The organism is Klebsiella aerogenes (genome assembly GCA_029027985.1).
In the GTDB taxonomy this organism is placed as follows: Bacteria; Pseudomonadota; Gammaproteobacteria; order Enterobacterales; family Enterobacteriaceae; genus Klebsiella; species Klebsiella aerogenes_A.
This window is the reverse complement of sequence record CP119076.1, coordinates 4,901,876-4,923,046: the sequence shown is the minus strand read 5'-3', so window position 1 is coordinate 4,923,046 and position 21,171 is coordinate 4,901,876. Positions and strand designations below refer to the sequence as shown.

16 protein-coding genes, 2 tRNA genes and 1 rRNA gene are annotated in these 21,171 nt (G+C 53.9%); 11 read left to right on the top strand and 8 right to left on the bottom strand.

The features are described from left to right. Nucleotides 1-315: 315 nt before the first annotated feature. The 4 genes from rsmG to asnC form a co-directional block, all read right to left on the bottom strand. Nucleotides 316-939: a 16S rRNA (guanine(527)-N(7))-methyltransferase RsmG gene (rsmG, locus tag PYR66_23320; protein ID WEF28136.1), complete on the bottom strand. Its 624-nt coding sequence runs from the start codon at nt 937-939 to the stop codon at nt 316-318. 114 nt (nt 940-1,053) lie between these two features. Then, nucleotides 1,054-2,943, bottom strand: a complete 1,890-nt coding sequence (gene mnmG / locus PYR66_23315; protein WEF28135.1) for a tRNA uridine-5-carboxymethylaminomethyl(34) synthesis enzyme MnmG — start codon at nt 2,941-2,943, stop codon at nt 1,054-1,056. 383 nt (nt 2,944-3,326) lie between these two features. Further along, the gene (gene mioC, locus PYR66_23310; GenBank protein ID WEF28134.1) at nt 3,327-3,767 is read right to left on the bottom strand and encodes an FMN-binding protein MioC; all 441 of its coding nucleotides are present in this window, start codon (nt 3,765-3,767) and stop codon (nt 3,327-3,329) included. Between the two features lie 98 nt (nt 3,768-3,865). Further along, nucleotides 3,866-4,324 carry a transcriptional regulator AsnC gene (gene asnC, locus PYR66_23305; protein WEF28133.1) on the bottom strand — a complete coding sequence of 153 codons (459 nt, stop codon included), beginning with the start codon at nt 4,322-4,324 and terminating at the stop codon, nt 3,866-3,868. A gap of 151 nt (nt 4,325-4,475) precedes the next feature. Between asnC and asnA the strand changes: the two genes are divergently transcribed. Beyond that, nucleotides 4,476-5,468, top strand: a complete 993-nt coding sequence (gene asnA / locus PYR66_23300) for an aspartate--ammonia ligase (protein WEF28132.1) — start codon at nt 4,476-4,478, stop codon at nt 5,466-5,468. A gap of 3 nt (nt 5,469-5,471) precedes the next feature. Here the strand turns inward: asnA and viaA are convergent, their stop codons facing one another. Beyond that, complete coding sequence (viaA, locus tag PYR66_23295; protein ID WEF28131.1) at nt 5,472-6,920, bottom strand: ATPase RavA stimulator ViaA; 1,449 nt, start codon at nt 6,918-6,920, stop codon at nt 5,472-5,474. Then, complete coding sequence (gene ravA, locus PYR66_23290) at nt 6,917-8,416, bottom strand: ATPase RavA (protein ID WEF28130.1); 1,500 nt, start codon at nt 8,414-8,416, stop codon at nt 6,917-6,919. Before ravA ends, viaA begins: the two co-directional genes overlap by 4 nt. 217 nt (nt 8,417-8,633) lie before the next feature. On the opposite strand from ravA, the gene kup reads away from it, so the two are divergent. The 7 genes from kup (at nt 8,634) to rbsR (ending at nt 16,542) form a co-directional block, all read left to right on the top strand. After that, the gene (gene kup / locus PYR66_23285) at nt 8,634-10,502 is read left to right on the top strand and encodes a low affinity potassium transporter Kup (GenBank protein WEF28129.1); all 1,869 of its coding nucleotides are present in this window, start codon (nt 8,634-8,636) and stop codon (nt 10,500-10,502) included. Between the two features lie 187 nt (nt 10,503-10,689). After that, on the top strand, nt 10,690-11,109 hold the full coding sequence (gene rbsD / locus PYR66_23280; protein ID WEF28128.1) for a D-ribose pyranase: 420 nt from the start codon (nt 10,690-10,692) through the stop codon (nt 11,107-11,109). 10 nt (nt 11,110-11,119) lie between these two features. Next, entirely contained in the window at nt 11,120-12,625 is a 1,506-nt protein-coding gene (gene rbsA / locus PYR66_23275) for a ribose ABC transporter ATP-binding protein RbsA (protein WEF28127.1), read from the top strand. A 5-nt stretch (nt 12,626-12,630) separates the two neighbouring features. Then, on the top strand, nt 12,631-13,596 hold the full coding sequence (rbsC, locus tag PYR66_23270) for a ribose ABC transporter permease (protein ID WEF28126.1): 966 nt from the start codon (nt 12,631-12,633) through the stop codon (nt 13,594-13,596). A 27-nt stretch (nt 13,597-13,623) separates the two neighbouring features. Next, nucleotides 13,624-14,514: a ribose ABC transporter substrate-binding protein RbsB gene (gene rbsB / locus PYR66_23265; GenBank protein WEF28125.1), complete on the top strand. Its 891-nt coding sequence runs from the start codon at nt 13,624-13,626 to the stop codon at nt 14,512-14,514. A 99-nt stretch (nt 14,515-14,613) separates the two neighbouring features. Then, nucleotides 14,614-15,546: a ribokinase gene (gene rbsK / locus PYR66_23260; GenBank protein WEF28124.1), complete on the top strand. Its 933-nt coding sequence runs from the start codon at nt 14,614-14,616 to the stop codon at nt 15,544-15,546. Nucleotides 15,547-15,549: 3 nt separating this feature from the next. Further along, nucleotides 15,550-16,542 (top strand): ribose operon transcriptional repressor RbsR, encoded by a 993-nt coding sequence (rbsR, locus tag PYR66_23255; protein ID WEF28123.1) that lies wholly within the window; start codon nt 15,550-15,552, stop codon nt 16,540-16,542. On the opposite strand, the gene mdtD is transcribed toward rbsR, so the two are convergent. Then, nucleotides 16,539-17,936, bottom strand: coding sequence for a multidrug transporter subunit MdtD (gene mdtD / locus PYR66_23250; protein WEF28122.1), 1,398 nt, complete (start codon nt 17,934-17,936; stop codon nt 16,539-16,541). The two genes, rbsR and mdtD, sit on opposite strands and share 4 nt — an antisense overlap. A gap of 13 nt (nt 17,937-17,949) precedes the next feature. Continuing rightward, on the bottom strand, nt 17,950-18,651 hold the full coding sequence (locus PYR66_23245; GenBank protein ID WEF28121.1) for a FadR/GntR family transcriptional regulator: 702 nt from the start codon (nt 18,649-18,651) through the stop codon (nt 17,950-17,952). 495 nt (nt 18,652-19,146) lie between these two features. Between PYR66_23245 and PYR66_23240 the strand changes: the two genes are divergently transcribed. From PYR66_23240 to PYR66_23230, 3 genes are all read left to right on the top strand, one after another. Beyond that, a 16S ribosomal RNA gene (locus PYR66_23240) occupies nt 19,147-20,688 on the top strand. Nucleotides 20,689-20,759: 71 nt separating this feature from the next. Continuing rightward, a tRNA-Ile gene (locus tag PYR66_23235) sits at nt 20,760-20,836 on the top strand. A gap of 105 nt (nt 20,837-20,941) precedes the next feature. Continuing rightward, nucleotides 20,942-21,017 (top strand) — tRNA-Ala (locus tag PYR66_23230). The last annotated feature ends 154 nt before the right edge of the window (nt 21,018-21,171 follow it).

The window sequence follows — 21,171 nt, the reverse complement described above, 5'->3', positions numbered from 1 at the left end:
TCAATAGGTTTTCATCTTTTTGATATTCAAGACAAAAAGTGAGGACTTTTTGTAAAACAACACCACATACAATAAAAACCTTTTATTGACATTTATAATAAAAATTTAACATCAATATGAACGGACAGTTCATTGATTTTTAGCACACTGATATTTTCAACGTTGACTATTCTGCTGGTGAACCACCACGCTGAAGTTAAACGTTCGCAAAGACACAGTAAAAGCAAGGTTAAAAGTGGCCAGGTAATACCCATCGGTAACTTTTATTTTTGTAACATGCGCAGGCCACATTTTTTCCACATTTTTTGATAAAAATTAAAAGACTTTTGGCTTAATGACCACCAAATGCCTCTCCCCTTCCAACTGGGGAACGTGCAATTCAATCACATCACTAACCTGATAACCTTCTGGCAAGTCAGCCATTTCATCTTCTTGCGCCAGACCTTTCAACGCGTAAAAGTGGCCATCTTGCGCCGGCAGGTGGTGACACCAGCTCACCATATCGTTCAGCGAGGCAAAGGCACGGCTAATCACGCCGTCAAAGGGCGGCTCGGCAGGAAATTCTTCCACGCGACTCTGCACCGGAGCGACGTTATCCAGTTTTAATTCATGCTGAACCTGGCGCAGGAAGCGTACACGCTTGCCGAGACTATCCAGTAAGGTGAAATGAGATTCGGGACGCACGATAGCCAGCGGGATGCCCGGCAGGCCCGGGCCTGTGCCCACATCAATAAAGCGCGCCCCCTGCAGATACGGCGCCACAATAATGCTATCGAGGATATGGCGAACCAGCATCTCGTTAGGGTCGCGCACGGAGGTCAGGTTATAGGCCTTGTTCCACTTATCCAGCAGCCCGACATAAGCCACCAGCTGATTTTTCTGGTGATCGGTGAGCGAAATACCCGCTTCATCCAGCAGACGAGAAAGTTTGTTGAGCACGGTGAGTACCTTCTAAAAATAATGAGCCCGGAGGCGCTAACGCTTACCGGGCTGTGAATTATAAAGGCGAACGCTGAATTTGCATCCGCCAAATTAACGCTCTCAGGCGGGCTGTCAGGCGCTGCGACGCAGCATCCCCTGCTTTTTCAGCCAGACCAGCAAAATGGAGATTGCCGCCGGGGTGATACCGGAAATGCGTGATGCCTGACCGATCGACGACGGCTTGTGATCGTTCAGCTTGGCAATAACCTCGTTGGATAAGCCAGATACCTGGCGGTAATCAAGCGTCGCCGGCAGCAAAGTGTTCTCATTGCGCTGCTGTTTTTCGATCTCGTCCTGCTGGCGAGCGATATAGCCTTCGTACTTAACCTGAATCTCAACCTGCTCGGCCGCCTGCTGATCTTGCAGGCCCGGCGCGAACGGAGAAAGCTGTACCAGCTGTTCGTAGGTCATTTCCGGACGACGCAGCAGATCTTCGCCACTGGCTTCACGCGACAACGGTGCGGTCAGGTGAGCATTCACTTCGGCTGCGCTTTCCGCCAGCGGGTTGACCCAGCTGGTTTTCAGGCGCTGACGTTCGCGCTCAATACTTTCCAGTTTCTCATTGAAACGCGCCCAGCGTTCGTCGTCCACCAGACCCAGTTCGCGACCCTGTTCGGTCAGGCGCAGATCGGCGTTGTCTTCACGCAGCATCAGGCGATATTCCGCACGGGAGGTAAACATGCGGTACGGTTCTTTGGTGCCGAGCGTACACAGGTCATCCACCAGCACGCCAAGGTAGGCCTGATCGCGACGCGGCGCCCAGCCTTCTTTTTCTGCCGAGAAGCGGGCGGCGTTAAGACCGGCCAACAGTCCTTGAGCAGCCGCTTCTTCATAGCCGGTGGTACCATTGATCTGGCCTGCGAAGAACAGACCCTGGATATATTTGCTTTCCAGTGTCGGTTTCAGGTCGCGCGGATCGAAGAAATCGTACTCAATGGCGTAGCCAGGACGAACAATCTTCGCGTTTTCCATCCCCTGCATTGAGCGGACGATTTGCATTTGCACATCAAACGGCAGGCTGGTGGAGATACCATTTGGATAAATTTCATTTGAGGTCAGCCCTTCCGGTTCAAGGAAGATCTGATGCTGGTTGCGATCGGCAAAGCGCATGACTTTGTCTTCTATCGACGGGCAATAACGCGGACCAATCCCTTCAATCACCCCGGCGTACATTGGGCTGCGATCGAGGTTACTACGGATCACATCGTGGGTTTTCTCGTTGGTATGCGTGATATAGCACGGTACCTGACGCGGATGTTGATCCGCGGATCCCATAAACGAGAAAACCGGCATCGGGTTGTCACCATGCTGTTGCGCCAACACGCTGAAATCAATGGTGCGCGCGTCAATACGCGGCGGGGTGCCGGTTTTCAGTCGGCTAACGCGTAGCGGCAGCTCACGCAAACGACGAGACAGCGGGATCGACGGCGGATCGCCAGCGCGACCGCCGCTGTAGTTGTCCAGACCGATGTGGATCTTGCCGTCGAGGAAGGTCCCAACGGTCAGTACGACCGCTTTGGCGCGGAACTTGAGACCCATTTGGGTCACAGCGCCGACAACGCGATCGTTTTCGACAATCAGATCTTCAACCGCCTGTTGGAAGATCATCAAGTTCGGCTGGTTTTCCAACGCGGTGCGTACCGCCTGGCGATATAACACGCGGTCCGCCTGAGCGCGGGTCGCCCGAACTGCCGGCCCTTTACTGGCGTTTAGTATCCTAAACTGAATGCCTGCGTGATCGATCGCTGTCGCCATCAAACCGCCGAGCGCATCCACTTCTTTTACCAGGTGTCCCTTCCCAATGCCGCCAATCGCCGGGTTGCAGCTCATCTGCCCCAGCGTGTCGATATTGTGTGTCAAAAGCAGGGTCTGTTGACCCATTCGCGCTGCTGCCATCGCGGCCTCAGTGCCTGCATGACCCCCGCCAATGATGATGACGTCAAAAGGATCCTGATAAAACATGGTGGTCTGCCTCGCATAAAGCGGTTTGAAAATGGATTGAAGCCCGGGCCGTGGATTCTACTCAACTTTAGCCTTTCGAGAAAGACTCCGGGATCCTGAGTATTAAAAAGAAGATCTTTTATTTAGAGATCTGTTTTATTGTGATCTCTTATTAGGATCGACTGTCGTTGTGGATAAGTCGGATCCGCTATGTAAGATCAAACGCTTAATGAGGATCACAATCTGTGAATGATCGGTGATCCTGTTCCGTATAAGCTGGGATCAGAATGAAGGGTTATGCACAGCTCAAAAAGCATACTCGGGTTATTCTTTGGATAACTACTGGTTGATCCAAGCTTTTGAGCAGGTTTATCCACAGGAGAAGGTGCGGATCTTTACAAAACTCAGAGTAAATTTTTCCAGGATCCCAACCAAACCTCGGCCGGATCTTCCGGAATCTCATGTTCCAGGACATTAATTTTCAGCGTTTCGCCGATCTGTTTTGCCCCGCTGGCCTTCAATGCCGCTTCTAATTTGTCGATTGCGCCGCAGAAAGTGTCATATTCGCGGCTACCGATACCCACTGCGCCAAAGCGAACGGCGGAAAGATCGGCCTGTTGCTCCAGCAGCGCCTCATAAAAGGGAAGCAGATTGTCGGGAATGTCGCCGGCGCCATGTGTAGAAGAGATAACTAACCAGATCCCTTCGGGCTGCAGATCGTCAACCAGCGGACCGTGCTGGATCTCAGTGCTGTAGCCTGCTTCTTCGAGCTTTTCCGCCAGATGCTCTGCTACATACTCCGCACTGCCCAGGGTGCTGCCGCTGATAAGTGTAATGTCTGCCATGCTCGCCGATCGCCCGCTCAACTATTCTGAGTGGCGTATTGTACGCTGTGAGCGAGCTGGGATCTACCTGTGGAAAAATGTGGGATTAAAAAAAACGATCAGGGCTTAATGGTACGCATGATCGGGTTCTGCAGCACGATCAGGGTTTCGGTGGACTGAATTTCATCGATTGTTTGGATCTTGTTGATAAGTACCTGCTGCAGGGCATCGATGGATTTGCACATAACCTTAATAAAGATGCTGTAGTGGCCAGTGGTGTAGTAAGCCTCGGTGACCTCTTCCAGGCTTTCCAGGCGGGCGAGGGCGGAAGGATAGTCTTTGGCGCTCTTAAGAATGATGCCGATGAAGCAGCCGACGTCATAACCCAACTGCTTTGGGCTCACGTCAATTCGCGCGCCGGTAATAATGCCCGCCTGCTTCATCTTCTCTACGCGTACGTGAATGGTCCCCGGGCTGACGCCGAACTGTTTTGCTAATTCTGCATAGGCGGTACGCGCATTGGCCATTAAGGCGTCGAGGATGCCGCGGTCCAGATTGTCGATCTGATAATTTTCCATTGCTTTTTCTTATGATGTTTGATGATTCTTATTATTTTAGCGCGTTAAATTGATGAATCAAAACTCAATGCGTCTTTTTATTGTTGGATTATTGAATTGCATGCCCATTTTGTTGCTTAATCAATGTCAACAGGACGCAGGAGTCATAAAAATGAAAACCGCATACATCGCAAAACAACGCCAGATTAGTTTCGTTAAATCCCACTTTTCCCGCCAGCTGGAAGAGAAGCTTGGTCTGATTGAAGTCCAGGCGCCGATCTTAAGCCGTGTAGGTGATGGGACTCAGGATAACTTGTCTGGCTGCGAGAAAGCGGTTCAGGTGAAAGTGAAAACACTGCCAGACGCCCAATTCGAAGTGGTTCATTCACTGGCGAAGTGGAAACGTCAAACCCTGGGACAACACGACTTCAGCGCGGGCGAAGGGCTGTACACGCACATGAAGGCTCTTCGCCCCGATGAAGACCGACTGACCGCCATCCACTCCGTTTATGTCGACCAGTGGGACTGGGAACGCGTAATGGGCGACGGTGAACGTCATACGGGTACGCTGAAAGCGACCGTTGAGGCGATCTACGCCGGGATCAAAGCCACCGAGCTGGCGGTAAGTAAAGAGTTTGGCCTGACGCCGTTCCTGCCGGAACAGATCCATTTTGTTCACAGCCAGGAGCTGTTGAGCCGCTATCCGGATCTTGACGCCAAAGGTCGCGAGCGGGCAATCGCCAAAGAGCTCGGCGCCGTATTCTTAATCGGTATCGGCGGCAAACTGTCTGACGGTAAGCGCCACGATGTCCGTGCGCCGGATTATGATGACTGGAGCACTCAGTCAGCGGAAGGTTTTGCCGGTCTGAACGGCGATATCCTGGTGTGGAACCCGGTACTGGAAGATGCTTTCGAGCTTTCTTCTATGGGGATCCGTGTCGATGCCGAGGCGCTGAAGCGCCAGCTGGCGGTGACCGGCGATGAAGATCGTCTGCAGCTTGAATGGCACCAGGCGCTGCTGCGTGGTGAAATGCCGCAGACTATCGGCGGCGGCATTGGTCAGTCACGCTTAACGATGTTACTGCTGCAGCTTGACCATATCGGCCAGGTTCAGTGCGGCGTATGGCCGACGCAGGTACGTGAAAGCGTTGCTGCTCTGCTGTAAGGACTAACGCCGCCAGCGTCGCAGCAGGCGGCTACGTAACCCGGTATCAAAGCGCCAGATATGATCGAAGATGCGCATGATGCCGGGTTTGCCGTGAACCGACATCGCTACTGCGTGAAAACGGTGCTGATGCTTGCGCTGCAGTTCCCCCACCTTATTGACCACCTCATCCGGCAGTCGCTGGGCGATAAAATCGGAAATCACCACTGCATCGGCATCGACCCATTGCGGGCTTTGCAGACGTTCAATGATGGCGCGAAAACAGCTGGCCAGATCGGTGCCGCCGCGAAAGCGCTGGCTTAAGAAACGGATCGCCTGCTCCAGTCCCTGCGGCCCGGTGAGCTCATAGTGCACCACTTCGCTGGAAAACAGCATGATGTAGCAGCGGCGGTTATCGGCCAGCGCGACGCGCATCAGCGCCAGACAAAAGGCTTTGGCGCACTGTTCGTTGAATCCGCCCATCGAGCCTGATGTATCCACACAGACGATAAACGGTCCGCGCGGCTGTTCATCAAAATCCTGGCGAGTAACCGGACGTTCGGTAATTTTCTCGCGCCAGGCATCGCCGTGTAACCGGTAGGTCAGCAACTGCTTTTCCACCAGCTTGCGGTAGAACTCGAACTCCAGTTCGGTAATGCCAAGCGTCGCCAGCTCTGGCGGCAACAGCCGCAAAATATCGTCGCTTTGCTGGAGCCCATCGACCTGCTCCGGCACCGTTGCCGGTTCGCGAACCATGGCGCGGAAGGCTTCCATTGGCGCATCTTTTTTCGGTACCAGCTTGGCTTCCCGTGAACGTCCCAACTGCTCGGCCAACTGCATGAGTTCCGGCTGCTGGCTGAGGAATTCGCCATAGCGCACGATCAACTGATAATCACCTCGTTTTAGCTCGCCGGCGCTCATATCCCACAGGCGACCGGCAGCGTTGTCGTTTTCCACCAGCACTGGCTCAAGCTGCCCGCTGAGGGTCATACGCTCCTGCACTTCGCTGAGCAACTGATCGCGCTCATCGTCTAATAGATGCTGATTGAGGGTGGTGGTCTGGACTACCAGACTTAAACGCCAGCGCTGTAAGAACAGGGTATGCAGCGCGGGGGTGAAGGTGGCGTTATCGTCCACCAGCTGCTGCGCCTGGGCGGCGAAGGGGGATTGCAATTTATGCAGCTTGCCGAGGATTTGCGGCAACTGCACGATAAATTGCGAAGTCGAAAGGCATTGCGACTGCTGATAAATTTGCACTTCGGCGTCCAGCTCGGGGGGGATCTGCGTCTCCTTGAGTCGCGCGCGAACGGCTTCTCGCCAGCGCGGGATATCGGCGGCGATGATATTTTTCAACCGCGGAAATTTTTCAAAGAACACTGCGAGCTGAGGAGAGGCCAGCAGCGCCAGCAGCATCTCCTCGATCATCCCTTCTTCGCTGACCGCCAGCATGACATTCAGCATGTCGAGGGTCATGACTGACGCGCCTGTTTAATCTGGGTGCCGACGTCTTGCAGGCTGGCTTCGATGCGCCCCAGCCAGTCGCCGGGAATAAACAGACATTTTTGCTGTTCGCTAAAGCGGTTATGTTGTTGATGCCATTCGTCATCCAGCGCTTCCAACTGTTGGCGAATTTCGGCAGGCATATTTTCCTGCGACTCGCTGCCGGGCAGCGACAGGCGAGAACCCTGCAGGCTGACGTCACGCACGACCAAATGCTGGCTGGCATCGACATCCATCGTCAGCTGCTGCGCAAAGCCGATACCATTAAGTTTGCCGCGGATCTCGCCGCCTTTCTCCAGCCAGTTAACCAGCGTTTCGCGCTCAAAGGCGATATGAATGACGTCGAGATCGTGCAGTTTCAACGGCTGCTGGAGAAGCAGTGTCAGCGTTTCGCCTTCAACGCCTTCCGGCAATTCATAATGCGGTTTACGACTGAACATACCGCCAACGCGGGTGACTTTGAGAGCGGTTTTATCGCTGTGCTGCTGCTGGATTTGAATGCGGCGTTGGATAATCGCTCCCAATCGGGTCAGCATCGTCTGTTGTCCCCAGGCGTGGCTGGTCATCAGGGCTTCCAGCTGCTGTGACATCAGATTCATGCTTTCGATGTTATGCCACAGGCAATCTTTCAGCAGGATCAGGTCGATAGGCGCAATAGTGTCGCGGCCGCTGAAGAAAGCGCTGGCCTGCAGCAGACGGATGGCTTTTTTCCAACGACGATCGGAAACGTAAGGCGCGTTAGGCAGGGTATCTAACTGCTGGCGCAGTTGGAAAACCAGCTCAAAGACGTTGTCCGGCAGTTTCACGGTGCCGATGTCATGCTGCCACTGAGTGAACTCTTCCGTGCTAATCTGCAGGTTTTCGGGAACAGGGTTGCTGTTTTCATCCTGTTGACTGACCAGCATCGAACGGAAGTTGGTTTTATCCTGCACTTTATCCAGCCACAGGCGGATCAGCATACGGTCATACAGGGCTTCAAGGCTGCTGTCCGCTTCTGGTAGTTCGTTTGAGGCTGCCACCAGCAGGCGCATCGGGATTTTCTCTTCGCAGGCGCCGTTGCGGAAGTGGCGTTCGTTGATTGCCGTCAGCAGGGTATTTAGGATCGCCGGGCCTGCTTTCCAGATTTCATCGAGGAAGACGATTTCCGCTTCCGGCAGATAGCCCGCCGTTAAACGCTCATAGCGGCCTTCATCTTTTAATGCCTGAATTGAGAGTGGGCCGAAAACCTCCTCCGGGGTGGAGAAGCGGGTCATCAGGTATTCAAAAGCGCGGGCTTGCTGGAAAGCGAATTTGAGGCGGCGGGCGATCAGGCTTTTGGCGATACCTGGCGGCCCCAGCAGGAATACGCTTTCGCCGCTGAGCGCTGCAAGTAGGCACAGGCGTATTGCGTGACTGCGCTCAAAGAGTCCTTTTTCCAACGCGGCGCTTAGCCGGGAAATTCTTTCTGCCAGTAAATGTGATTGAGCCATAATAGAGTTGCGTGCTTTTTCGTGTGTCGTTATTGGGTCGAGTATAGATGTTTGATTAGGGGTGGTAATAGCCTGAAGAATCGATTTATTTTCTTTGAGCCAGGTTAATATGGTGTCAGTTAGGGGTACGATTCAGCAAATAATCGTGCATACTGTGCGCTTTTTGTGGGCCAAGGGACTAGGCACACATTTGTTTTATAAACGAAAAGACTAGTCTATGAGCACTGATAATAAACAATCGTTGCCGGCGATAACGCTGGCGGCAATCGGCGTGGTTTACGGCGATATTGGTACCAGTCCACTGTATACCCTTCGTGAATGTCTGTCAGGTCAGTTTGGCTTTGGCGTTGAACGTGATGCAGTTTTTGGTTTCCTGTCGCTGATTTTCTGGCTACTTATATTTACCGTTTCAATCAAATACATCACTTTTGTGATGCGTGCGGATAACGCTGGCGAGGGCGGGATCCTGACGTTGATGTCGCTGGCCGGGCGCAACACTTCGGCCAGAATGACTTCTGTCTTAGTGATCCTTGGCCTGATTGGCGGTAGCTTCTTCTATGGCGAAGTGGTGATTACCCCGGCGATTTCGGTGATGTCGGCGATAGAGGGGTTAGAAATTATAGCCCCGCAGCTGGATACCTGGATTGTCCCCATCTCAATTATTGTTCTCACTCTGCTCTTTGCCATTCAAAAACACGGTACCGGAATGGTCGGCAAGCTGTTCGCGCCGATTATGCTTATCTGGTTCCTGCTGTTGGCGGTGCTTGGCGCGCGCAGCATCTTCGCTAACCCGGAAGTCCTGCAGGCGCTAAACCCGTATTGGGCAGTGCACTTCTTCCTGGAATACAAAACGGTTTCCTTTATTGCGCTTGGCGCGGTCGTGCTATCGATTACCGGTGTTGAGGCGCTGTATGCCGACATGGGCCACTTCGGCAAACTACCGATTCGCGTCGCGTGGTTCTCGGTGGTGCTGCCGTCATTGGTGCTTAACTATTTTGGCCAGGGCGCACTGTTGCTGAAGCATCCGGAAGCGATTAAAAACCCGTTCTTCCTGCTGGCGCCGGAATGGGCGCTGATCCCGATGCTGATTATCGCCACCCTGGCGACGGTTATCGCTTCGCAGGCCGTTATCTCCGGGGTCTTCTCGTTGACTCGCCAGGCCGTGCGTCTGGGCTATCTGTCGCCGATGCGTATTATCCATACCTCGGAAATGGAGTCCGGGCAGATCTATATCCCATTCATCAACTGGCTGCTGTACGTCTCGGTAGTCATCGTTATCGTCAGCTTTGAGCACTCCTCCAACCTGGCGGCGGCATACGGTATCGCGGTAACCGGCACCATGGTGCTGACTTCTATTCTTTCCGCGACCGTGGCGCGGAAAAACTGGCACTGGAATAAGCTATTCGTCGGCCTGATGCTGATGGCCTTCCTGTGTATTGATGTTCCGCTGTTCTCGGCAAACCTCGATAAGATCGTTTCCGGCGGCTGGCTGCCGTTATCACTGGGTCTGGTGATGTTTACGGTAATGACCACCTGGAAGAGCGAGCGTTTCCGTCTGCTACGCCGGATGCATGAACACGGTAATTCTCTGGAGGCGATGATCTCATCGCTGGAGAAATCACCGCCGGTGCGCGTGCCAGGCACCGCGGTATATATGTCCCGCGCCCTGAACGTGATTCCTTTTGCTCTGCTGCATAACCTGAAGCACAACAAGGTGCTGCATGAACGTGTGATTCTGCTGACCTTGCGTACTGAAGATGCGCCTTATGTGCATAACGTTCGCCGCGTGCAGATTGAACAACTGTCGCCGTCATTCTGGCGAGTGGTGGCGAGCTACGGCTGGCGTGAAACGCCGAACGTCGAAGAAGTGTTCCACCGTTGCGGCCTGGAAGGATTAAGCTGCCGAATGATGGAGACATCGTTCTTTATGTCGCACGAATCGCTGATTATCGGCAAACGTCCGTGGTATCTGCGTCTGCGCGGCAAACTGTATTTACTGCTGCAGCGTAATGCCCTGCGCGCGCCGGATCAGTTTGAAATCCCGCCAAACCGGGTTATCGAGCTCGGCACCCAGGTGGAAATCTGATGTCAAAAAAGCCCTTCCATTGAGAAGGGCTTTTTTTGTCTCGGGCTCAGGCATGCTTTTCTGCTGCGCGGTTTGCGAAACGTTTCGATGGCGATCACATTTCTCTCTTCTGGTGGTGGTTTTATGTTCGCTGATTGACAATACTTAAGTCAGCGAAACGTTTCGCTAGTGGAGCAAAAGAGAAAAAATGAAAAAAGGCACCGTACTTAACGCTGATATTTCTTCCGTTATCTCCCGCCTCGGTCATACCGATACGCTGGTTGTTTGCGACGCCGGGTTGCCGGTTCCCCGCAGCAGCGCGCGCATTGATATGGCGCTGACTCAGGGCGTACCTTCATTTATGCAGGTTCTGGAGGTGGTAACGACGGAGATGCAGGTTGAGGCGGCGGTCATCGCGGAAGAGATTAAAACCCATAATCCGCAACTCCACGCGACGTTGCTCAATCATCTTGAGCAGCTGCAGCAGCACCAGGGAAATACGATTGAAATTCGTTACACCAGTCATGAGCAGTTCAAAAAACAAACCGCAGATAGTCAGGCGGTCATTCGCAGCGGGGAGTGTTCCCCGTATGCGAATATCATTCTCTGTGCCGGCGTGACTTTTTGAGGTCGCCGCCATGGAAGCCTTATTGCAACTGAAAGGGATCGACAAAGCGTTCCCTGGCGTCAAAGCGCTCTCCGGCGCGGCGCTGAATGTCTATGCTGGCCGGGTGATGGCGCTGGTGGGGGAAAACGGCGCTGGCAAATCCACCATGATGAAGGTGCTGACCGGCATCTATGCCCGTGACGCCGGTTCTTTGCTGTGGTTAGGCAAAGAAACCACCTTTAACGGCCCAAAATCCTCGCAGGAAGCGGGTATCGGCATCATCCACCAGGAACTCAACCTGATCCCGCAATTGACGATTGCAGAGAACATTTTCCTCGGCCGCGAATTCGTTAACCGTTTTGGCAAAATCGACTGGAAACAGATGTATGCCGAAGCCGACAAACTGCTGGTAAAGCTGAATTTACGCTTTAACAGCCAGAAGCTGGTGGGCGACTTGTCGATTGGCGATCAGCAAATGGTGGAAATCGCCAAAGTGCTGAGCTTTGAATCGAAGGTCATCATTATGGATGAACCGACCGATGCGCTAACCGATACCGAAACTGAATCGCTGTTCCGCGTCATCCGCGAATTGAAATCGCAGGGGCGCGGTATCGTCTATATCTCCCACCGCATGAAAGAGATCTTCGAGATTTGCGACGATGTGACCGTCTTCCGCGACGGGCAGTTTATTGCCGAGCGGGAAGTGGCTTCGCTGGATGAAGACCGACTGATCGAAATGATGGTTGGCCGTAAGCTGGAAGATCAGTACCCGCATCTTGATAAAGCGCCGGGCGCGGTGCGCCTGAAGGTCGATAACCTCTGCGGTCCGGGTGTTGAGAACGTCACCTTTACCCTGCGCCAGGGCGAAATCCTTGGCGTCGCCGGGCTGATGGGTGCCGGGCGTACCGAACTGATGAAAGTGTTGTACGGCGCGTTGCCGCGCAGCAGTGGTTCCGTCACCCTCGATGGCCGTGAAGTGGTGACCCGCTCGCCGCAGGATGGTCTGGCGAACGGTATTGTGTATATCTCCGAAGACCGTAAGCGCGATGGCTTAGTGCTGGGGATGTCGGTGAAAGAAAACATGTCGTTGACCGCGCTGCGTTACTTCAGCCGGGCAGGCGGCGGTCTCAAACATAAAGATGAACAGCAAGCGGTGAGCGATTTTATCCGTTTGTTCAACGTCAAAACGCCGTCAATGGAGCAGGCCATTGGCCTGCTGTCCGGTGGCAATCAGCAAAAGGTCGCCATCGCCCGTGGGCTGATGACCCGACCGAAGGTGCTAATCCTGGATGAACCGACCCGTGGCGTTGACGTTGGGGCGAAGAAAGAGATCTACCAGTTGATTAACCAGTTTAAAGCCGACGGCCTGAGCATCATCCTCGTTTCTTCGGAGATGCCGGAAGTGCTGGGCATGAGCGATCGCATCATGGTGATGCATGAAGGGCATCTCGGCGGTGAATTTACACGCGAGCAGGCCACCCAGGAAGTATTGATGGCTGCCGCTGTGGGCAAGCTTAATCGTGTGAATCAGGAGTAAAAAAGATGACTACCCAGGCTGTTTCTGGTCGCCGCTATTTCACCAAAGCGTGGCTGATGGAGCAAAAATCGCTGATCGCCCTGCTGGTGCTGATCGCGATCGTTTCGACCATGAGTCCCAACTTTTTTACCGTCAATAACCTGTTCAATATCCTGCAGCAGACTTCTGTTAACGCCATCATGGCGGTAGGAATGACGCTGGTCATTCTGACATCGGGGATCGACCTGTCCGTGGGTTCCCTGCTGGCGCTGACCGGCGCCGTCGCGGCATCAATCGTCGGTATCGAAGTGAATGCGCTGGTGGCCGTTGCCGCTGCGTTGGCGCTTGGGGCGGCTATTGGCGCGGTCACCGGGGTCATCGTCGCGAAAGGTCGCGTGCAGGCGTTTATCGCCACACTGGTGATGATGCTGCTGCTGCGCGGCGTGACGATGGTTTACACCAACGGTAGTCCGGTCAATACCGGCTTTAGCGATAACGCCGATCTCTTCGGTTGGTTCGGTATCGGGCGTCCTTTGGGGATCCCGACGCCAGTCTGGATTATGGCGATTGTCTTCCTGGCGGCCTGGTACATGCTGCACCATACTCGCCTCGGTCGTTATATTTATGCGCTGGGCGGTAATGAAGCGGCGACGCGTCTTTCCGGCATCAGCGTGAATAAAGTGAAAATCATCGTCTACGCTTTGTGCGGGATGCTGGCTTCGCTGGCCGGTATTATCGAAGTGGCGCGTCTTTCCTCCGCGCAGCCGACGGCGGGGACGGGCTATGAGCTGGACGCCATTGCGGCGGTCGTGCTCGGCGGCACCAGCCTGGCTGGCGGTAAAGGGCGTATTGTCGGCACCCTGATTGGCGCGCTGATCCTCGGCTTCCTGAACAATGGCTTGAACCTTTTAGGCGTTTCTTCCTATTACCAGATGATCGTCAAAGCGGTGGTTATTTTGCTGGCGGTACTGGTAGATAACAAAAAGCAGTAACTGAGAACTCTACAGGACATCTTAACTATGAATATGAAAAAACTGGCGACCCTGGTCTCTGCTGTTGCTCTAAGCGCGACCGTTAGCGCAAACGCGATGGCGAAAGATACCATCGCACTGGTTATCTCTACCCTGAACAACCCGTTCTTCGTTTCTCTGAAAGACGGCGCGCAAAAAGAAGCCGATAAGCTGGGCTACAACCTGGTGGTGCTGGACTCCCAGAACAACCCGGCGAAAGAGCTGGCGAACGTTCAGGATTTAACCGTGCGTGGCGCGAAGCTGCTGCTGATTAACCCAACCGACTCCGATGCCGTCGGCAACGCCGTGAAGATGGCGAATCAGGCGAAAATCCCGGTAATCACCCTTGACCGTCAGGCGGCTAAAGGCGATGTGGTCAGTCACATCGCTTCCGATAACGTTCTGGGCGGTAAAATGGCGGGCGACTATATTGCGAAGAAAGTCGGTGAAAGCGCAAAAGTCATTGAACTGCAGGGGATTGCTGGAACGTCCGCGGCGCGTGAGCGCGGCGAAGGCTTTAAGCAGGCCGTGGCAGCGCATAAATTCAACGTACTGGCCAGCCAGCCGGCTGACTTTGACCGCACCAAAGGTCTGAACGTCATGCAGAACCTGCTGACGGCGCATCCGGACGTGCAGGCGGTATTTGCGCAGAATGACGAAATGGCGCTGGGCGCGCTGCGTGCGCTGCAGACTGCAGGCAAATCAGATGTGATGGTGGTTGGATTTGACGGCACTCCGGATGGCGAAAAAGCGGTAAATAGTGGCAAACTAGCAGCGACTATCGCTCAGTTGCCGGAGCAGATCGGCGTTAAAGGTGTCGAGACTGCCGATAAAGTGCTGAAGGGCGAAAAAGTGGATGCCAGCTATCCGGTTGAGCTGAAACTGGTCATTAAGCAGTAACATGCGATTCGGATCGGTAACGATTCGAGGGACAACATAAAAAAGAAAAGCAGGGCATGCGCCACCGGAGTCCGGTGGCGCGCTTTCCCGGGAACAAAGATGATGAAAACCGCAAGCAAACTTGTCGTCCTTGGCAGCATCAATGCCGATCACATTCTTAACCTTGAATCCTTCCCGACGCCGGGCGAAACCGTTACTGGAAACCACTATCAGGTGGCTTTCGGCGGCAAAGGCGCCAATCAGGCGGTTGCCGCCGGGCGTAGCGGCGCGGATATCGCCTTCATTGCCTGTACTGGCGATGATGATATCGGCGAGCGCGTACGCAGCCAGTTGGCGAGCGATAACATCGATGTGGCGCCGGTCCGCGCTGTTGCTGGCGAATCAACCGGCGTGGCGTTGATCTTCGTGAATGCGGAAGGTGAGAATGTCATCGGTATTCATGCCGGCGCTAATGCGGCGTTATCCGTCTCTCAAGTCGAGGCGGAAAAAGAACGTATTGCCAGCGCGCAGGCATTGTTAATGCAGCTGGAGTCGCCGCTGGAGAGCGTGATGGCTGCGGCGAAAATTGCGCACCAGCATCAGACTACCGTGGTGCTAAACCCCGCACCGGCGCGCGAGCTATCAGACGAACTACTGGCGCTGGTGGATGTCATTACCCCGAATGAAACCGAAGCGGAAAAGCTGACCGGTATTCGCGTTGAGAGCGACGACGATGCCGCGAAAGCCGCTAGCGCGCTTCATGCGAAAGGGATTGGTACCGTCATGATTACGCTCGGCAGCCGCGGCGTGTGGCTAAGCTATGAGGGTGAAAGCCGCCGGATCCCTGGATTTAAAGTTCAGGCCATCGATACGATTGCCGCTGGCGACACCTTTAACGGCGCTTTCGTCACGGCGCTGCTGGAAGGTAGCGAGGTGTCGGAAGCCATTCGTTTTGCCCATGCCGCCGCCGCGATTGCCGTTACCCGTAAAGGGGCGCAGCCATCCGTGCCGTGGCGCAAAGAGATCGACGAATTCTTGCGTCAACAGGGGTAATGCTTGGCTACCATGAAGGATGTAGCCCGCGTCGCGGGCGTTTCCACTTCGACCGTTTCTCACGTCATTAATAAAGACCGTTTTGTCAGCGAAGCGATTACCGCCAAAGTTGATGCGGCGATCAAAAGCCTTAACTACGCGCCTTCAGCGCTGGCGCGTAGCCTCAAGTTAAATCAGACGAGAACCATCGGCATGTTGATCACCGCCAGTACCAATCCGTTTTATTCGGAGCTGGTGCGCGGCGTGGAACGCAGCTGTTTTGAACGCGGCTACAGCCTGGTGCTGTGCAATACGGAAGGCGATGAACAGCGGATGAACCGCAATCTTGAAACGCTGATGCAAAAACGCGTCGATGGTTTGCTGCTGCTGTGTACTGAAACGCACCAACCTTCGCAGGAGATCATGCAGCGTTATCCATCGGTACCAACCGTGATGATGGACTGGGCGCCGTTCGACGGCGACAGCGATCTGATTCAGGACAATTCGTTGTTTGGCGGCGATATGGCTACCCAGTATCTGATCGATCGTGGTCATACTCGTATCGCCTGTATTGCCGGGCCGCTGGATAAAACCCCGTCACGGCTGCGTCTGGAAGGTTATCATGCGGCGATGGCCCGCGCCGGACTTGATGTTGCCGAAGGCTATGTCATTACCAGCGATTTTGAATTTGGCGGTGGTTTTCATGCGATGCAGCAGCTGCTGGCGTTAACGCCGCGGCCGCAGGCGGTGTTTGTCGGCAATGATGCGATGGCGGTTGGCGCTTATCAGGCATTGTATCAGGCCGGATTACGCATCCCGCAGGATATGGCGCTGGTGGGATATGACGATATTGAACTGGCTCGCTATATGACGCCGCCGCTCACCACCATTCATCAACCAAAAGATGAACTGGGTGAACTGGCTATCGATGTACTGATTCACCGTATGGCTGAGCCTGGGCAAAAACAGCAGCGCGTGCAGCTTACTCCTGAGTTGATTGTTCGCGGTTCAGCTTAATGCTTGTGCCGCTCCGTGATCAGGTTGCGGCCATCTTTAGCTCTCAGCAGCATAAACATCAGCGCCGACACGATGGTTATCACCCCCATGGTCATAAAGGTGTAGTGGAACTGCTCGATAGTGCTGGCGTGACCAAACCCTTCATAAAAACGCAGAACCGCTGCGCTGATCGCGACGCCGAGGCTAATTGACAGTTGCTGCGTTACCGCCAGCAGGCTATTACCGCTACTGGCGTTGTCATCCGTTAAATCAGCAAGCGTAATGGTGTTCATCGAGGTGAACTGCGTGGACATCGCCATCCCCAGAATAAACAGCGGCAGTAATAACAACCACAGCGGCATTCCCGGCGATTGCAGCGAAAACTGCGCGATCATCAGGCCAATAAAAATAGTGACCCCAACCAGCGTTTTACGATAACCGAACCAGCGCAGGATTTGCGTCACGGTCGATTTAGCAATAATCGAACCGACGGCGGTCGGGGCAATCATGCAGCCGGCGATAATCGCCGGGTAACCGAAACCGACTTGCAGCATCAGCGGCATCAGGAACGGCACGCAGCCGGTACCGAGTCGCGTCGCCAGATTGCCGGCAATCCCCACGGAGAAGGTATGGGTCTTAAATAAAGAAAGCGAAATCAGCGGCGTTGGATGGCGACGGGCGTGGCGAATATAGGCCAGCATCAGGACTACGCTCAGGGCGATAACCGCCAGCGCCATCCAACTGGCGACGATCTTCTCGCCAAAGAGCTCAATACCGCTGGAAAACAGCACCAGGCTTAAACCGAAAAGTAAAAAGCCGCGGGTATCGAAACGACGGCGCGGGGTGGTGAAGTTCGGCATATATTTGCGGGCGTAGAGGATGCCGATAATGCCGATAGGGATGTTAATCAGGAAAATCCAATGCCAGCTAGCCCAGGTGACCAGTACACCGCCGAGCACGGGGCCGAGAATGGGGCCTACCAGCCCCGGCATGGTGACGAAATTGAGTACCGGTAGCAGTTCGCTGCGCGGATAGGCGCGTAATAAAGCCAGGCGGGCGACCGGCATCATCATTGCACCGCCGACGCCCTGGATAACGCGGAAGATAACCAGTTCGAGAAGCGAACTGGAGAGGGCACAGGCGAGAGAACCCAGGGTAAACAGGCTGACGGCAATGATAAACACTTTGCGGGTACCGAAGCGGTCGGCCAACCAGCCGCTCACCGGGATCAGCATTGCGACCGTCAGGGTATAGCTGATGATGGCGGATTGCATTGCCAGCGGAGAACGGTCAAGGCTATGCGCGATAGCGGGAAGAGCGGTATTCAAAATAGTGGCGTCCAGCGCCTGCATAAAAAAGGCCATTGCCGCAATCCACGGCAATCCGGCCATACTCAGCCCTTTCTTCCCGGCCATGCTATTTCCTTCTTTATTTACCTGTCTGATTGGGGGTATTCAACAGCGCCTGGCAGGCCAACTGCGCGCGCGGACCGTCGCTTTCCTGAATCGCATCGACAATGGCCTGGTGGAGATCAAGTTTGACCACTTCATTTTGCGTAATCGAGGTAAAGTAGGTCTGATATACCGAATGGAATAACGATGCGAAAGAGGTAAGGAAGGGATTGCCGCTCATTGCATAGATGTGTTCATGCCAGGCCATATCGACCTCAATCCAGCGGGCGCGGACAAAATGCCTTTTTAGCTCGATCATTTCTTCCATTAATGTATTGAGCTGCGCTTTTTGCTCGGCGGTGCTGGTTATCGCTGCCAGAAAACAGGCTTGTGGCTCCAGGCTGCTGCGCATGACCAGGAAATGGCTAACCACATCTTCGAAGTTATCTTCTGTTAGCCACCAGGCGATCAGCTCTTTATCCAGAAAGTTCCAGCTACTGCGTGCCAGTACGCGAGTACCGATACGCGGACGCGGAAGCAGCATACCTTTGGCCGTCAGCGTTTTTACCGCTTCACGAACGGCTGTGCGGCTGACGCCAAACTGTTCGCCCAGCTCCATTTCACCGGGAAGGATGCTCTCTGGCGGGTATTCGCCAGTCAGGATTTTTTGGGCGATCTTCTCCGCGATGACCCAGGAGATGTTTTTTTGTGCCGCCAGCTGCTGTGCGCTTATAGACATAAATGCCGTTCCTTTCTCTTTTCTACTTTATCAGTATGCCACCTGGCGGCTTATTTCGGTGGTTAAAACAGCAAAAGGGCGGTTTTTTACGGTTTTACCACCGGCTTTGGCGAAAAAAGAGACGGTTGAAAAGTTTTTTGAAAACAGGGCTTGTCAACGTCTCAGAACTCCCTATAATGCGCCTCCACTGACACGGAACAACGGCAAACAAGCCGCCGGGTCAGCAGGGTTTCAGCGGTGAAAATCAACGTTGAAAACCGACAGAGAAAAGCAAAATAAACGCTTGACTCTGAATGAGGAAAACGTATTATACGGGACCTCGCAACGGTGAGCTGAAAGCCGCGTTGCAACTGCTCTTTAACAATTTATCAGACAATCTGTGTGGGCACTCAAAGTGACATGGATTCTTAACGTCCTCGGACGAAAAATGAATACCAAGTCTCTGAGTGAACATACGTAATTCATTACGAAGTTTAATTCATGAGCATCAAACTTAAATTGAAGAGTTTGATCATGGCTCAGATTGAACGCTGGCGGCAGGCCTAACACATGCAAGTCGAGCGGCAGCGGAAAGTAGCTTGCTACTTTGCCGGCGAGCGGCGGACGGGTGAGTAATGTCTGGGAAACTGCCTGATGGAGGGGGATAACTACTGGAAACGGTAGCTAATACCGCATAACGTCGCAAGACCAAAGTGGGGGACCTTCGGGCCTCATGCCATCAGATGTGCCCAGATGGGATTAGCTAGTAGGTGGGGTAATGGCTCACCTAGGCGACGATCCCTAGCTGGTCTGAGAGGATGACCAGCCACACTGGAACTGAGACACGGTCCAGACTCCTACGGGAGGCAGCAGTGGGGAATATTGCACAATGGGCGCAAGCCTGATGCAGCCATGCCGCGTGTATGAAGAAGGCCTTCGGGTTGTAAAGTACTTTCAGCGAGGAGGAAGGCGCTGAGGTTAATAACCTCAGCGATTGACGTTACTCGCAGAAGAAGCACCGGCTAACTCCGTGCCAGCAGCCGCGGTAATACGGAGGGTGCAAGCGTTAATCGGAATTACTGGGCGTAAAGCGCACGCAGGCGGTCTGTCAAGTCGGATGTGAAATCCCCGGGCTCAACCTGGGAACTGCATTCGAAACTGGCAGGCTAGAGTCTTGTAGAGGGGGGTAGAATTCCAGGTGTAGCGGTGAAATGCGTAGAGATCTGGAGGAATACCGGTGGCGAAGGCGGCCCCCTGGACAAAGACTGACGCTCAGGTGCGAAAGCGTGGGGAGCAAACAGGATTAGATACCCTGGTAGTCCACGCCGTAAACGATGTCGACTTGGAGGTTGTGCCCTTGAGGCGTGGCTTCCGGAGCTAACGCGTTAAGTCGACCGCCTGGGGAGTACGGCCGCAAGGTTAAAACTCAAATGAATTGACGGGGGCCCGCACAAGCGGTGGAGCATGTGGTTTAATTCGATGCAACGCGAAGAACCTTACCTACTCTTGACATCCAGAGAACTTAGCAGAGATGCTTTGGTGCCTTCGGGAACTCTGAGACAGGTGCTGCATGGCTGTCGTCAGCTCGTGTTGTGAAATGTTGGGTTAAGTCCCGCAACGAGCGCAACCCTTATCCTTTGTTGCCAGCGGTCCGGCCGGGAACTCAAAGGAGACTGCCAGTGATAAACTGGAGGAAGGTGGGGATGACGTCAAGTCATCATGGCCCTTACGAGTAGGGCTACACACGTGCTACAATGGCATATACAAAGAGAAGCGACCTCGCGAGAGCAAGCGGACCTCATAAAGTATGTCGTAGTCCGGATTGGAGTCTGCAACTCGACTCCATGAAGTCGGAATCGCTAGTAATCGTAGATCAGAATGCTACGGTGAATACGTTCCCGGGCCTTGTACACACCGCCCGTCACACCATGGGAGTGGGTTGCAAAAGAAGTAGGTAGCTTAACCTTCGGGAGGGCGCTTACCACTTTGTGATTCATGACTGGGGTGAAGTCGTAACAAGGTAACCGTAGGGGAACCTGCGGTTGGATCACCTCCTTACCTTAAAGAACCTGCCTTTGTAGTGTCCACACAGATTGTCTGATGAAATAACAGCAGTAAGTAATCTCTGCAGGCTTGTAGCTCAGGTGGTTAGAGCGCACCCCTGATAAGGGTGAGGTCGGTGGTTCAAGTCCACTCAGGCCTACCAAATTCTTCCTGATACCGCGTTGTGAAACGACTCGCATACCCAAGTATGCTTCGCCGCTCCACGCCTTGTCTCAGAAAGAATTAAGGTGAATGAGATAACTACGATGGGGCTATAGCTCAGCTGGGAGAGCGCCTGCTTTGCACGCAGGAGGTCTGCGGTTCGATCCCGCATAGCTCCACCACCCTTACTGCACAAAACAAGAAAACTTCAGAGTGTACCTGAAAAGGTTCACTGCGAAGTTTTGCTCTTTAAAAATCTGGATCAAGCTGAAAATTGAAACGACACACTGTTAATGGTGTGTTCGAGTCTCTCAAATTTTCGCAAGTCGAGAATGT